The following is a 13943-nucleotide window of genomic DNA, read 5'->3' on the forward strand; positions in this document are numbered from 1 at the left end:
TGATTTCACGGTGGGCATGGATACAGGGCCTCTGTTGCAGTTCGGAGTTGCTGAGACCACGAACGCGCCCGGAGGCCCTGTGGTCCTTGTTGTATGCGGTCGAGAGTGACGACTTCAACTCGGCCGGCACGGTGAGCGATTGTCTCCCTCACCGGTTCGGGAACGCGGCCGACCCCCGACCGGGCCCGGGTCTACAACCCGGCCAGCCCTTCGACGGCCTGGTCGGGGCCGACGGCGAGAACGCCACCGGGCTCGGGGAGCCGAGCGGAAACTGTGGTCGCCACAGTGATCGAGGGTCCGATGCCGACGCGGACGTCGGCTCCGCCCCGGGAGAGGGTGCGCACCAGCAGGATCTCGCCCACGTGGCCGGCGTCGGTGTCGTGGTAGCGCAAGGCGCCCTTGAGCTCCACCAGGGCCGCTAGACGGGAGGGCCTGCACGACCGGGGAGAGCTCCGCCAGCATCTTCAAGATGTGCCGGAAGGTCTCCTCCGGCAGACGGTCCGGGCAGCGCACGTGCATCGCCGTCGACCTCTGGTGTGCCGGTGCCTCTGTAGTCATGACAGCCACCTCCCGTGCCCCACGTTGGGGGGTGCGCCGGTCGACCTCGCGCAGAGGCTGCGCCTGCAGTCTGCCGCCTGGTACCGGCGGTTCAGCGGCCGGTGCCGATGCTGGTGGCCTTGGTCTGAAGGGTCTGCTGCACCTGGGCGACGGTGGCCTTGCCGTAGGCGAGCTTTTCCAGCTGGCTGTCGATGGTGTCGGCGATCTGCTGCCAGGTGGTGATGGCCGGCGGGGCGTGGGTGGCCTGCAGCTGGGTTTGGAAGGCGGTCATCTTGGGGTTCTTGCCCAGCTTGCCCTCGTACCAGGCGGGGGCAACGGCGGGCAGGTTGCCGGTGGCGTCTGCGTACGCGGCGATGTTGTCGACATCGATGAGGAACTTGACGAACTTCCACGCCGTGTCCGGGTTCTTGGCGTCCTTGAAGACTGCCAGGTCGTTGCCACTGGCCAGGCCGGCGGACTGCTTGGCGTGCGGCAGGGGCATGGTCTGCCACTTGTCGTCCAGTTCGGGAGCGTTGAGGTGGAGGTTGCCACCCATGCTGGCGCCCTGCTGCACGGTGGCGATCAGCCCGTTCTGGAAGTCCTGCCCGGAGTCGGGTTTGTCGTTCGGTGACAGGCCGTTCTTGCAGATGCTGCTGTAGTGCTCCAGGGCCTTGGCGACCGCGGGTGAGTCGAAGGTGAACGTCTTGGCGGGGGCGTCGTAGATGTCGCCGCCCTGCTGCCACACCATCGGCAGCCAGAACCGCCAGGAGTTGAGGCCGGTCTGCAGCTGGGTGGCGTGGCGCAGCGTGGGGTTCTTCTTGCCCGCGGTGGCTTGGATGGCCTTCAGTTCCTTCAGGTACCCGGTCCAGTCGTTGGCCGGGGCGCCTTTGATGCCGGCCTTCGCGGTGATGTCGGTGCGGTAGTAGATCACGGAGGTGTCGGCGGTGAACGGAACGCCGTAAGAAGTGCCCTTGTACGTCGTGGTGTCCCACGACCCCGGGAAGAACCGCCACGGTCTGATCGAGGCCGGGGTGGCCTGCAAGCCGTTCATGGCGGCCATCTCCGTCATCCAGCTGGAGTCGACCAGTGACAGGTCGGGGGTGTTGCCCCTGGCGGTCGCGGCGGTCAGCTTCTCGTGGGCGGCGTCCCGCGGGACTGCGGTGATCTGCACTGTCACGCCGGGGTTCTGCTGCTCGAACTTCTTCGCCAGGCTCTCAAGGTTCTTGTCGGCCTTGTCGCCCATGGACCACATGACCAGCTGGCCGTTACCGCTGCCGCTCTTCGCCGGGGCGTCGGCCTTCGTGGAGTCGTCTGTCAGGCCGCAGCTGGCGGCCAGCAGAGCCACGGCGACGGTGGCGCAGGCTATCGGCAGGGTTCTGGTTGTGGGACGGGTGGTGCGCACGGACGGGGCTCCTTGCTGAACGGGCGGTGCGGAACGAGAGAGTGGCGGAAACCAGTGGGGTGGGATCGATGGTGCTGCCGGGTGGGCTCGCTGGGCGGCGGTCCTCGGTGGTCCTTCGGCTGCGGGGAGTTCGGTCGAGCCGCGGGCGGGGTCATGTGCAAGTCCACCAGCCACCCGACCGAGCAGACCGCGATGTCGCGGGGAGGTCGAACGCGGTCTGGCCGTCATCGCGTTCGACGTGGGTCAGGCGGTGGGCAGGTGCGGAGCGGACGCGGCGAGCCGGTTGCCGACGGCTCTCATCGGAGCACGGGTGATCACCTGTCGATCGCCGTACGAAGCTGTCCTCGGTGGTGACCGGTTCGCGGATCAACCGGAGATGCGGCTCCGAGCAGGGCGGTGGCCTGGTGCAGAGACTCGCTCGCGGTCAGGGTCACCGCCGCGTCGGTGAGGGACTGAAAATGGGCGGACACTGCGCTGCGCCTTGGTCAGGCACTGAGTCCTCGGCATCCCCTCGGCCGGAGAGCCCGGATGCCACCGGCCGAGGGGGCGGGCCGGACCGGTCTGCCTGACTTACAGACCGGGCCGGCGGTTACGGCGATTGCGGGTCGGTTGGATCCGCGCTCGCCACGTTTACGAGTCGCATTGCGCCGCGTCGCCTGCCGGGTGCCTGGTGGGCACCTTCAGCGCTGTGCCGGGGTTGACCTTGCGCACGTCGTCGCTGCCGATGCCGACGCGCACGGGAAGCGGCTTGCCGGAGCGCAGGGTCAGCTTCGTCGTCTGCTGGCCGACTGACAGGTCGAAGGTGCGCCCCTGCCATTTCACCCCGGTGATGTCGACGCCCGGCAGTTGCGGCGGCAGGAAGGGGTCGATGGTGACGGCGTCGGTTCCCCAGCGCATCCCGGTGAACCCGTAGAGGAACTCCTGCAGGTAGCCGCCCTGGCCGGTGGTGAAGTTGAACGCTCCGCCGTTGCGGGTCTCGTACCACTGGTTGAACGGTGCGGCCTGGTATGGCTCCACGCTGTTGCGCAGGTAGTCGTAGACCTGGCAGCCCGGCGATCCGAGTGCCGCGCCGTTGATGGCGGCGATCGCGTCCGTCATGGACGGGCCGTTCGGGTCGGTGTGCTCCTTGTAGTAGTCGAGGTCGTTCTGGGCCAGGCTGGGCGACATCGGCACAGCCCACGGATACTGCAGCAGGGTGACGTCGGCCTGCTTGACGATCTGGCCGTTGTAGCCGTCGAACTCGGGGTGGATGTTGAGCTTCGTGTCCACCGGGATCTTCAGGCCGTCGGCGACCTTCTTCCACATCGGGTCGGCGGTCCGGCCCACGAGCCCCGCGGCGCGGATGGCGATGCGCAGTGACGCCTGCGCGCCTGCGTTGGTGGTCACGCTGTTGTCGACGGGATAGTGGTACTCGTCCGGGCCCATGACGTCGTTGATGTCGTAGCCGCCCGAGTCGTTGGGTACGGCGCGGGTGGCCCAGTAGTCGGCGATGCCCTTCAGAACCGGCCAGGCCTTGTCCCGCAACCACGCCTTGTTGCCGCTCGCTTCGTAGTATTGCCACTGCGCCAGGGCGATGTCGGAGTTGATGTGGACCTCGTACGTGCCCCAGGGGTCCGGGGCTGTCTCCTTGCCGGTCAGCGCGCTCTCCCAGGCGAACTTGGCGCCCTTGATCGGCTGCTCCGGTGTGGACAGCTTGGCGGCGTTCGCCTCGGCCGCGGACAGCAGCTTCTGCCGGTAGCTGTTCGCCTCGTTGGCGATGTCGGGGTACTGGGCGAGCAGCGCCGGGTACATCCAGGTCTCCATGTCCCAGAACACGTGACCGCTGTAGCCGTCCGAGGACAGTCCACCCGGGCTGGTGCTCCAGGTGACACCGGGTCGCATGCTGGCGAGCAGGTAGAACATGGACGCGCGGATGCGCGCGGTCATGGCGATGTCACCGGGGATCGAGATGCTCGACTGCCATAGGCGTGACCATGCCTTGTTGTTGCGGGCGATCGCCGTCCGGTAACCGGCTTCGGCGGCGCGGGCCGCGGTGTCCGCGGCGGCCTGCTGCGGGGTCGCGTCCTTCAACGGCCGGTCGGTGTCGACGCTGGAGGCCACGCCCACGTACTTGGTGATCCGGTATGTCTGACCGGCGCGGACCGGGAACTCGGCGCGCTGTGCGGCGCTGCCGTCGGGTACGTCCATCGCCTTGGTCGGTACGGCCTTGTCGTTGACGCGCAGCACGGAGTTGAGCCCGGCGGTGGCGAGTTTTCCGTCGGTGACGACGGTCTGTGAGAGGGTCGCGTTCTTGCTGTCGACCTGCGGGTTGGTGGTGGAGGCGCGGTGCAGGCCCCGGCCGTCGAATTCGTCCACGACGGTGGCTGTTCCGCTCCAGTGTGGTACGGCGCGTACGCTCACCGTGCCCAGGTGGCCCTCGGCGCGGTTGGCGTTGACCTCGTAGGCGAAGCTGGTCGTGTCGCCCTCGGGTGAGGTCCAGTCGAACGACGTGCTCAGCACGCCGGTGCGCAGGTCCAGCGACTGCCGGTACTTGCTGGTGGTGCCGACTGTGATGGGGGCGATGTCGGTGGGAGGCTGTGCGCCGTCCGGGTACGCCGCGAGGTAGTCGACGTTCACCCGCGCCGTGTCACCCTCCTTGACGGTGATCTCGAGTGTGTTCGCTCCTGCGGTCAGCGTCACCGGCACGGTCAGCACCGACCAGTCGTCCCAACTGCCCGTGCTGGGCAAGGTGAGTTGCTGGAGTGTGCCGTTGACGCCGAGGTGGATGGTCTGCGGGTCGCCGCTGCCGTTGGAGTACCGGATGGCCAGCGTAGCCTTGCCGGCCGGCGCGTCGCGGATCGGGATGACGCCGGTGCCGCCGACCGTGGGGGTGTTGTTGCTGTTCAGGCCGGCCAGGTAGCCGCCCACGATCCCGCCCGAATGGGAGTTCTCGACGAACGCGCCGCCGGAGACCTTCCCGTACGCGGCCGGGCACAGCTGGCCGAATGCGCAGGACCAGCTGCCGATGCCGTAGACACCGCCGCTGCCGCTGCCGCCGAAGCCGAGCGTGGTCCAGGCGGGCAGGCTGGCCCTTTCCTCGGCCCCTTCCCAGGGAGCGCCGTAGAAGCCGGCCAGCTGGGACTGGGTGGTGATGGGCGTGCTGCTGTAGCCGTGGCCCGCCGCGGGTACCCGCGCGGCGAGGTAGCCGTTGCCGACGAACGTCGGGGCGTAGTTCTTCGAGGTGTCGGTCGTGCTCAGCACCCAGCCGTCCTCGCCGGTCTTACCCGGTTCGGGCGTGGACGAGGCGGGCACGGCTGCCGTGCCCAGGAGCAGGCCGGCCAGGGCCAGCCCGATGGACGCTGTCCTCCTGGTGGTGCGTGCGCGGGCACGTGGGCGGACGGTCGCCGACGGCATCGTGGACTGTGTGGTCCGGAAGCGGACCCGGGCGCCGGCTCTGGCACGGTCATCCGGGCTGATCGCCACGGATCCCGCTGACGCCACGGATGTCGCCGCGCCCGTGAAACGGGCCCAGACCGACCTGCGGCGCGAGGTACCGAGCCTCATTCGCATGTCGGCCTCGCCGTATTCCTTTTCCTTCATCGAAACTGCCACCTCCTCGGGGTGGTACGCGTGGCTGGGTTACGACGGCCTGCCGATGCGGCTCGCAGAGCGGCGTCGGGGGGATGCCCCAGACCACGAGGGGGAGTTGTGGGGGGTGGGGTTCGGGTTCAGGCCGAACGTGTGGTGAAGATCGCTGCGGCGCCGGCGGGCAGGCGGTAGCTGTACGTCGTGTCGCCCAACGGGACGTCGAACATGGCGGTGCTGCTGCCGGAGTTGTAGACGGTCTCCAGCCGGGTGCCGTCGGGCAGTGCCGCGCTCTTGCGCTGAACGCCCTTGGTCTGGCTTGCACTTGTGGTGGCCTTGCCATCGGGAGCGAGGACGGACAGGTCGTGGATGGACCACCAGTTGCCGGAGCCGGCCTTGTTGACCACTCGGATGTAGCGGGCGGTGGTCGTGGGCAGCTGAATGCGGGTCACGGTGCTGCCAGGGCCGGTGGCGACGGGCTTGCCCCAGGTGGTGCCGTCGTTGGAGGTGTACACCTCGTACTGGCGGACGAAGTCGCCGGAGGAGGCGGTGGTGTCCAGGACGATCTGGTTGAAGGTCTGGGTGGAGCCGAGGTCGACCTGGAACCAGTCGCCGGGCTGCATGCCGTGGCCCAGGCTCCAGCGGGTGGCGGCGTCGCCGTCGATGGCCTTGGACGGCGGGTCGTCCGAGCTGCTCGCGGAGGCTGTCGCCTGCCAGCCGTCGCGGGACAGGGCCACTTCACCGGTGGGCGGGGTGAGCGAGGCGCCGGTGGGCAGGGTGTAGCCGAGCCACTGGTCACCGATGCGGACCTGGGGCTGCTGGGCGAGCAGACTGCTGTCGTAGCTGATCAGGGCCTTGCTGCCGTCGGGGTTCTGGAAGGGGATGTCGACGGAGCCGATGGCGGTGGGGGCGGTGCTGCCGTGCTGGTTGCCCGTCCAGGTGAAGGTCGCGGCGGCTCCCGCGGCCAGGGTGTAGCTGAAGTGGCGGTTGCCCCAGCCGACGGTGAAGGTGCGTGCGGTGGTACCCGAGTTGTAGGTGACCAGTGCGGTGGAGCCGTCGGGGTTGGTGAAGGCGACGTCCTCGATGCTGCCCTTGCCGAGGGTGTTGGAGGCGACCCGGCGCGCGCCGGGCTGGACGAACTTGCTGGCCTGGGCGAGCCCCCAGTAGTCGGCCGTCGGCGTGTATGTCCACGTGCCGTCGGTGTTCGGTGCGACCGTCACCACCGGTCGGCAGCCGCTACATCCGTTGTTTCTGGGGCCGCCGTCGGTGTCCAGGGCGAGGTTCCAGCGGACGATGCTCTGGGCCCAGTTCCGCGGTCCGTTGATGACGTTGTCCATGACGCCGGCGAAGCCGCCCTGCTCGTCGCCCTCCCAGCTGCCACCGGAGCACTCAGTCTGGAAAGCGGGCTTGTTGGGGTAGTCGTTGTGGACGACGGACTGCGCCGTCACGTCCCCGGCATAGCAGTGCCAGGCCGTACCGGCCACGTTTTGGGCGGTCGCCGGATCGGCGTAGAGGGATTCGGGATAGCTGGTGACGTCCCAGTTGTGGTCGTAGCCCAGGATGCCGGTGGACAGGCCCTGCTTCCGCAGCGTCGGAGCGAGGTAGTCGCTGACGAAGGTCTTTGCCTGGTCGGCGGGCAGGGACATGCCCGGATAGGTGGAGGGCTCATACAGCGGTTCGTTCTGCGGGGTGACGTAGCGCACCGGCACGCCAGCCGCCGCGTACTCCTTGAGGAACTTCGCGAAGTAGTCGGCGTACGCCTGGTAGGCGTCCGGCTTGAGCCGACCGGTGACCATCGAATCGCTGGTCTTCATCCATCCCGGCGGGCTCCACGGGGTCGCCATGACGGTCATCTGCGGGTTGATCTTGCGGGCCTGCTTCAGCAGGGGGATGGTGTACGACCGGTCGTGGTCGATCGTGAAGTTGGCCAGCGTGGGGTCGCTTTGGCCGGCGGGCATGTCGTCGTAGGAGTAGTTGCCGCTCGCGGTGAAGTCGGTGGCGGCCATCGGCTGGCGAAGGAAGCTCAGGCCGATGCCGTCGCGGCGGCTGAACAGGTCGCGCATCAGCGCGTCCCGCTGCTCGGAGTCGAGCTTGGTGCCGACCAGCCAGGCGGAGGAGTCGGTGAAGGAGGCTCCGAAGCCGGACATCGGCTGGTACTTACGGGTGGTGTCCACGGTGATCGTCGAGCTGGAGGAGCCGGAGGGTGCGGGTCCGGTCTTCCAGGTCACGGACGGCTGCTTGGCCAGGTGGGTGTTGGTGGACAGATCGGTGAGCCAGACCGACGCCTTGCCGGGCGCGGTGTCGGCCGAGGCGGGTGTGGCTGCCGGAAGGACGGGGAGCGTGGCGAGCAGGGTCGCGGCGGCTGCCAGAGAGGTCCGGCGCCATTGCCGGGTGGTGGGTTTCATGGTGCGGCTCCTTGCGGGCATGGCGGATATGCACGGCGGCGCGCGTGCATGACGGGGGTGGTGCGGAACCGGCGCGTGGGGGCCGGGTAAGGGCGCCGGGGCTGGGGTCACTTCAGACCGGTGGTGGCGATGCCGGCGACGAAGTGGCGCTGGAAGAGCAGGAAGACGATGGTCACCGGGAGCAGGACGATCACGGCTCCGGCGAGCAGGACGCCGAAGCGGGTGAAGTCCTGTCCGCTGCTGGCCAGGGCCAGGCCGACGGGGAGGGTGTACTGGCTCTCGTTCTGGGCCACCACCAGCGGCCACAGGAAGTTATTCCAGGAGCCGAGGAAGGTGATGATCCCGAGAGTGGCGAGGGCCGGCCTGGTCAGCGGCAGGATGATCTTCCAGAAGATGGCCAGCTCGCGGCAGCCGTCGACGCGGGCGGCGTCGATGAGTTCGTCAGGGAGGGTGGAGATGAACTGCCGCATGAGGAACACCCCGAACGGCGTGACCAGGAACGGCAGGATCAACCCGAGCAGGGAGCCGGTCAGCCCCATGTTGGCCACCAGGACGTACAGGGGGACGAACGTGACGAGGCCCGGCACCATCAGGGTGCCCATGACCAGCATGAACACGCCCCTTCGGCCGCGGAATTCCAGCTTGGCCAGGGCGTAGCCGAGCATGGAACAGAAGATCAGGTTCCCGGCCGTGACCGACAGGGCCACGATCACGGAGTTGGCGAACATGCTCGTGAAGTCAAGGTTGCTGAACAGTTCCCGGAAGTTCGCGAGCGTGGGATGGGTGGGGATCAGGACCGGCGGCACCTGGCGGATGTCGGCTTCGGGCTTGAACGCCCCGGACAGCATCCACAGGAACGGCGCGATCATCAGCAGCAGGACACCGGTGAGCGGCAGGTAGAGCCACGGGTGGCCCCACGTCTGGCGTGTGCGGCGGCGGCGCAGGCCCCGGTCGGTGTTCGCGTGCCCGGTGCGAGGGTGGGAGAGGGTGCTCATGGCGATCAGTCCTTGTCTCGCAGCACGCGGAACTGCAGCACGGTGAGAGCGACGATGAGGACGAAGACGACGTAGCCGGCGGCGGCCGCGACGTCGTAGTTGCCGTTGCCGAACTGCTGGTAGGCGTACATCGTGGCCGACAGGGTGGAGTCCAGCGGGCCGCCCTGGGTCATGACGAACGGCTCGTCGAAGAACTGCAGGTAGCCGATGCCGGTGGTCACGGCGGTGAGCAGGAGTGCGGGGCGCAGCAGAGGGAACGTGACGCGCCAGAAGCGCTGCCAGGGCCCGGCCCCGTCGAGTTCGGCCGCCTCCATCAGGGAGTGGGGCACGGACTGCAGTCCGGCCAGCATGATGATCATGACGGTGCCGAGGTTGCGCCACACGGCCATGAGGATCATGACGGGCAGGGCGAAGCGGGTGTCGGCCAGCCACGCGGGGCCGTCGATCCCGAACCAGGCCAGGACGGTGTTCACCAGTCCGGCGCGTGGTTCCAGGAGGGTCTTCCACACCACGGCGACGGCCACGATGCTGGTGATCACCGGCAGGTAGAAGCCGACCCGGAAGATGGCGCGGAAGCGGCGGATGCCGCGGTCGAGGGCGACCGCCGCGGTGAGCCCGGCGGCCAGGGTCAGGGGCAGGCCCACCAGGACGAAGACGGCGGTGTTGCGCAGGGCGGTGATGAACTGCGGGTCTTCGAAGATCCGTACGTAGTTGGCGAAGCCGACGAAGTTGACGTTCAGCGGGGTGCGCAGGTCGGCGCTCTGGGTGTCGGTCAGGCTCATCAGCAGCGACCAGACGACCGGGAGCAGCATGAAGGCGAGGAACAGGGCGAGGAAGGGGGCGGCGAGGATCCAGGCGGCGCGGGCCTGACGGACCCGTGCGGTGCCACGGCGGGCGCGGCGCGGGCGGCCAACCGCCGGCGGGTGGTCGGCGGTGACGCTTTCGTCTCGGGTGCCGCCCTGCCCCGGAAGGGTGTTCGTGGGCATGGTTGTCATCCGTCCGTACGAGGGATGCGGCGGCGATTCAGCGGCCGGTGCCGATGCTGGTGGCCTTGGACTGCAGGGTCTGCTGCACCTCGGCGACGGTGGCCTTGCCGTAGGCGAGCTTTTCCAGCTCGGTGTCGATGGCGTCGGCGATCTGCTGCCAGGTGGTGATGGCCGGCGGGGCCTTGGTGACCTTCAGCTGGGCTTCGAAAGCCGCCATCTTCGGGTTCTGGTCGAGCTTCCCCTCGGACCAGGACTGGACGGCCGCGGGCAGGTTGCCGGTGGCGTCCCCGTACTCGGCCAGGTTCTTCGGGTCGGTGAGGAACTTGACGAACTTCCAGGCCGCGTCGGAGTTCTTGGCGTCCTTGAAGACCGCCAGGTCACTGCCGCCGGCCAGGCCGGCGGACTGCGTGCCCTTCGGCAGCGGCATGGTCTGCCACTTGCTGTCCAGCTGGGGGGCGTTCAGGTGCAGGTTGCCGCCGGTGCTGGCACCCTGCTGCACGGTGCCGATCAACCCGCTCTGGAAGTTCTGGCCGGAGTCGGTCTTGTCGTTCGGCGACAGGCCGTCCTTGAACATGCCACCCCAGTACTGAAGGGCCTTGGCGACCGCGGACGAGTCGAAGGTGAACTTCTTCGTCTTGACGTCGTAGATGTCACCGCCCTGCTGCCACACCATCGGCAGCCAGAACAGCCACGAGTTGAAGCCCGTCAGCAGCTGGGTGGCGTGGCGCAGCTTGGGGTTCTGCTTGCCCGCAGTGGCCTGGATGGCCTTCAGGTCCTTCAGGTAACCGGCCCAGTCGTTTGCCGGGGCGCCCTTGATCCCGGCCTTGGTGGTGATGTCGGTCCGGTAGTAGATCACGGAGGTGTCGGCGACGAACGGGACGCCGTAGGCGGTGTTCTTGTACTTGGTGGTGTCCCACTGTCCGGGGAAGAACACCGACGGCTTGAACGAGGCAGGGGTGGCCTGGAAGCCGTTCATGGCGGCCATCTCGGCCATCCAGGTGGAGCCGATCAGCGACATGTCCGGGGTGTTGCCGGCGGCGATGGCGGTGGTGAGCTTGTCGTGCGCGGCGTCCCACGGCACCGCGGTGATCTGGACCTTCACGTCCGGGTTCTGCTGCTCGAACTTCTTGGCCAGGCTCTGCAGCGCCTTGTCGGGGTCGCCCATGGACCACATGACCAGCTTGCCCTTGGCCTTACCGCTGCTGACCTTGGCCGGGGCGTTGTCGGCGGCCGAGTCGGCGCTGCGGCCGCAGCCGGTGGCCAGAAGGGCCGCGGCGAAGGTGGCGCAGGCGATCTGGAGGGTTCTGGCGGTGGGCCGGAGGGTGCTCATGGTTGCGGCTCCTTGCGGTCGTGCGGAACATGGCGAGAGGGGGTGGGTGGGGCAACGGGGACTGCGCGGCCGGATGGGTCAGCCTGTGGGGTGCAGGCGACCGTCGGCGACGGTCACCTCGGCGGTGAGATGCGGATCTCGGCTGGAGCGTCCGACGTGCAGTCGGTAGCGGCCGGGCGGAGTACGCCAGGTGCGAGCCTCGCTGTCCCAAATCTGGAAGGCGCGGGCGGGCACGTGCACCTCGGCGGTGACCTTTGCGCCCGGTGCCGCCTCGACCGTGGCGAAGCCTGCGAGCAGGCGCACCGGCCGGTCGACGCCGTCCTGCGGCGGCTCCAGGTAGACCTGGACGACCTCACGGCCGGTCCGGGGACCGGTGTTGGTCAGTGCCACGGTCAGGTCGAGCCCGTCTCCGCCCGCGGGGCAGGGCAGATCGGCGGAGACGGACGAGGGTGGGACGGCCAGGGGCCCGTACGGCCCACTGACTGTCAGGGACTCGTACGACCATCGGCTCCAGCCGAGCCCGTGGCCGAACGGGAATGCCGGGGCGCGTCCGCCCTTGTCCCAGGCCCGATGGCCGATGTGGACGCCCTCGCTGTAGTGCACGATGCCGTCGCGGGGGCGGGCGTCGGGGACAGGGACGTCCTCGGCCCGGGCGGGCAGCGTCCAGGGCAGCCGGCCCGACGGCTCGATCCGGCCCAGCAGGACGTCGGCCAGGGCGTGCCCGGCCTCCTGGCCCGGCAACCACGCCCACAGAAGGGCGGGTGCCTCGCCAGCCCAGGGCAGCAGCACGGGCGCACCGGCGTTGACGACCACGATGGTGCGCGGGTTGGCGGCGATCACCTTGCGGACCAGGTCGTTCTGGTGGCCGGGCAGGTCGAGGCCGGTGCGGTCCCAGCCCTCGGACTCGACCTCCTCGTTGGTGCCCACCACGACGACGGCCACATCGGCGGCAGCTGCCGCGGCGGCGGCTTCGGCGATCTCCTCGTACGGCGCCGGACCAGGCGGGGCGTGGCGCAGCTGGGCGGTGACGAAGCGGTCGTAGCCGCCCGGCTCCACAACGGTCAGGTCGACGGCCAGGGCGATCCGGCGGGGCTGTGGCCCCACCTCCAGGTCGATGCCCCGCAGCGGCGGGTTGCTGTGCGTGGAGTCGAGGATCAGCTCCACGCCCCGGTCGTCGTCCCCGGAGAGGACCTCCTCGCCGTCCACGCTCACCTTGTAGCGGCCCACGCACCCGAACTCCAGGCGGTGCGTCCCCGGCTCGGTGAGGGTCAGCACGGTGTGCAGCACCACGCGCTGCGTTTCCGGCCCGAAGTCGCCGTATCCGCTCCAGTTGCCGGAGGGGCGTATCTCGCCTCCGGCGCGGGCGCCGTCGGCGGTGAGGTGATCGGCGCGCACGCCGGCGGCGCCGGTCTGGGGATCGGTGAGCAGTGCGGCGGACAGGTACGGCGGGCGTAGGCGGGAGTCGCCGCCGCGGTGCACGGACAGGTGCACGTCCTCCGGGAGTGCGGCGCGCAGCCCTTCTTCGAACGACACGGTGCGCACCGCCGGAACGAAGGCGCTGCCGCCGCCCTGGAGGTACGGCGTCACGGCGTTGGGACCGATCAGCGCGACACTGCGTATGCCTTCCGGCGCCAGCGGCAACAGGTCGGACTGGTTGCGCAGCAGCACCATGCCGCGGGCGGCGACCTCCCGCAGAAGACCGAACTCCTCCTCTCCGGGCCCCGCCGGGGCGGTGGGCGGCGGGGGGATCTGCCCGGGTTCGCCGAGCCGGCCGGCGTGACGGGCCAGGCGCAACAGCCGCAGCACCTTGTCGTCGATGACCCGCTCGTCCACCTGCCCCGCGCGGACGGCCTCCACAAGGGGCTCACCCCACACGGGGTCCGGGCCGGGCATCACCAGGTCGAGGCCGCCGACGGCCGAGGCGACGGTCGAGCGGGTGGCGGCCCAGTCGCTGACCACGGGCCCGGCAAAACCCCACTCGCCCTTCAGCACCTCGCGCAGCAGCCGCGCGTTCTCGGTCATCGGCGCCGACTCGGTGCCGTCGTCGACTCCCGAGTAGGCGGCCATCACACTCCACGGCTCGGCCTCGGCGAGGACCTGCTCGAACGGGGCCAGGTAGACCTCGCGCAGAGTCCGCTCGTCCAGCTGTGAGCGGTAGCGGGTGCGGTCGGTCTCGGAGTCGTTGGCCACGAAGTGCTTCAGGCAGGCGCCCACACCCTGGCTCTGGAGACCGCGGACGAGGGCGGCGGCAAGGGTTCCGGTGAGCAGCGGATCCTCGGAGAAGTACTCGAAGTGCCGCCCGGCGACGGGGGTGCGCTGCAGGTTGACCACCGGCGCCAGGACCACATCGACGCCCTTGCGGCGTGCCTCCGTAGCGAAGAGCGTGCCGAGCCGCTCGGCGAGCCCGCTGTCCCAGGTCGCCGCCAGTGCGCTGGGCGCGGGGGCCAGCAGACCGGTGGCGGCGGGGTCCTCACCGGTTCCGCGTACTCCCTGCGGGCCGTCGGACATGGTCACTGCCGACAGTCCGAGGCGGGGCTCGGCCGGGAGTCTCCACAGGCTCGCACCCGTCAGCAGCCGGACCTTGGACTCGAGATCCAGGGCTCGGGTGCGGTCGGCGAGCTCGGTGTCATCAGGGAGGGCAGGGCGGCTCATGCTCGTCCTTCCAGGCCGCGATGCGGCACGAAGCGGGCGGAACGGGAAGCAGGAAAGCACACTCACTAAGCA

8 protein-coding genes are annotated in these 13943 nt (G+C 69.3%); all 8 read right to left on the reverse strand.

The window, feature by feature from the left end; translation table 11 throughout:
• Positions 1-191 precede the first annotated feature (191 nt).
• The 8 genes from ACIBL4_RS39115 to ACIBL4_RS39150 all read right to left on the reverse strand — a co-directional run bounded on the left by ACIBL4_RS39115 (position 192) and on the right by ACIBL4_RS39150 (position 13871).
• On the reverse strand, positions 192-410 hold the full coding sequence (locus ACIBL4_RS39115; protein WP_399416599.1) for a hypothetical protein: 219 nt from the start codon (positions 408-410) through the stop codon (positions 192-194).
• A gap of 239 nt (positions 411-649) precedes the next feature.
• Positions 650-1939, reverse strand: a complete 1290-nt coding sequence (locus tag ACIBL4_RS39120) for an extracellular solute-binding protein (RefSeq protein WP_399416600.1) — start codon at positions 1937-1939, stop codon at positions 650-652.
• Between the two features lie 630 nt (positions 1940-2569).
• A complete protein-coding gene (locus tag ACIBL4_RS39125; protein ID WP_399416601.1) occupies positions 2570-5332 on the reverse strand; it encodes a glycosyl hydrolase family 65 protein in 2763 nt (920 codons plus the stop codon).
• Positions 5333-5646: 314 nt separating this feature from the next.
• Positions 5647-7908: a discoidin domain-containing protein gene (locus tag ACIBL4_RS39130; protein WP_399416602.1), complete on the reverse strand. Its 2262-nt coding sequence runs from the start codon at positions 7906-7908 to the stop codon at positions 5647-5649.
• Positions 7909-8015: 107 nt separating this feature from the next.
• Entirely contained in the window at positions 8016-8903 is an 888-nt protein-coding gene (locus ACIBL4_RS39135) for a carbohydrate ABC transporter permease (RefSeq protein WP_399416604.1), read from the reverse strand.
• Between the two features lie 5 nt (positions 8904-8908).
• Positions 8909-9898, reverse strand: a complete 990-nt coding sequence (locus ACIBL4_RS39140) for a carbohydrate ABC transporter permease (RefSeq protein ID WP_399416605.1) — start codon at positions 9896-9898, stop codon at positions 8909-8911.
• 28 nt (positions 9899-9926) lie between these two features.
• On the reverse strand, positions 9927-11219 hold the full coding sequence (locus ACIBL4_RS39145) for an extracellular solute-binding protein (RefSeq protein ID WP_399416606.1): 1293 nt from the start codon (positions 11217-11219) through the stop codon (positions 9927-9929).
• Between the two features lie 78 nt (positions 11220-11297).
• Positions 11298-13871, reverse strand: coding sequence for a beta-glucosidase (locus ACIBL4_RS39150; RefSeq protein ID WP_399416607.1), 2574 nt, complete (start codon positions 13869-13871; stop codon positions 11298-11300).
• Between the last annotated feature and the right edge of the window lie 72 nt (positions 13872-13943).

Source organism: Streptomyces sp. NPDC050416 (assembly GCF_044458845.1).
GTDB lineage: Bacteria > Actinomycetota > Actinomycetes > Streptomycetales > Streptomycetaceae > Streptomyces.

Excerpts from the sequence above, each read along its gene's own strand:
- ACIBL4_RS39125 (WP_399416601.1), bottom strand. The coding sequence starts at position 5,332 with ATGCCGTCGGCGACCGTCCGCCCACGTGCCCGCGCACGCACCACCAGG.
- ACIBL4_RS39130 (WP_399416602.1), bottom strand. The coding sequence starts at position 7,908 with ATGAAACCCACCACCCGGCAATGGCGCCGGACCTCTCTGGCAGCCGCC.
- ACIBL4_RS39135 (WP_399416604.1), bottom strand. The coding sequence starts at position 8,903 with ATGAGCACCCTCTCCCACCCTCGCACCGGGCACGCGAACACCGACCGG.
- ACIBL4_RS39140 (WP_399416605.1), bottom strand. The coding sequence starts at position 9,898 with ATGACAACCATGCCCACGAACACCCTTCCGGGGCAGGGCGGCACCCGA.
- ACIBL4_RS39145 (WP_399416606.1), bottom strand. The coding sequence starts at position 11,219 with ATGAGCACCCTCCGGCCCACCGCCAGAACCCTCCAGATCGCCTGCGCC.
- ACIBL4_RS39150 (WP_399416607.1), bottom strand. The coding sequence starts at position 13,871 with ATGAGCCGCCCTGCCCTCCCTGATGACACCGAGCTCGCCGACCGCACC.